We start from the raw sequence: 681 nt of genomic DNA on the forward strand, positions 1-681 counted from the left end.
GCTATCAACTCAATGCATATGAATCCGGTGAAGATTGAATACGACAACCTTTCCAAAAAGATGGAAAAGCAAATCATAAAAATAAATCTTCGCATCGAAGAGTTGATGAAGGCATACAAAGAGGCCAGCAATCAGAATGCAAAGGCACTAATCGGAGATGATATTGCTCGCGAAAAGGAGAAGCTGGAGGAGCTTTATACGATCACATATCCACTGACGGACGCAACGCCGGAGGCTGTTCAGCATCAGGCAATCCATGAAGGTGGTTTTTTTAATCTGATAAGTGACGAGGCAAGCGTTCTTAACACATGTCTTGGCCTCTCTTACGGAAAGGAAGGTGGAAAGGCAAACGCCGAAGTCATCCTGAAGGGCTGGGATGGCGGATTTATTGGTTCTGCTCGTGTTGGTCGTGGCGTTTCATCTGGTTATGTGCTTGGAAACATAAGTGTGATTGCTCAGGATGAAAGTATTGATGCCATTCTTGCCGCTGGCGACAGGGGGAACGGGCTTTCTGAACGTTTCCTCATGTTGCGAGAGCAATCAATGCTTGGCTATCGCGAACACTGGGACATGGTTAATGATTGCCCTGTAAGCAAGCCAATGCCAGACAGCTTGAGGTCGGAATATGCAAGATTTATACATAATGTTGTGTCAGCAGAAAAAACAAAACTGACGCTTCAC

General features: G+C 45.5%; 1 protein-coding gene. It reads left to right on the forward strand.

Going from position 1 to position 681, the window contains the following annotated elements:
- Positions 1-681, forward strand: a 681-nt coding sequence (locus H4O21_RS24040) for a DUF3987 domain-containing protein (protein ID WP_182812393.1), incomplete at both ends; no start/stop codon positions are given.

The organism is Oceanospirillum sediminis, from assembly GCF_014164585.1.
GTDB classification, from domain to species: domain Bacteria; phylum Pseudomonadota; class Gammaproteobacteria; order Pseudomonadales; family Halomonadaceae; genus Oceanospirillum; species Oceanospirillum sediminis.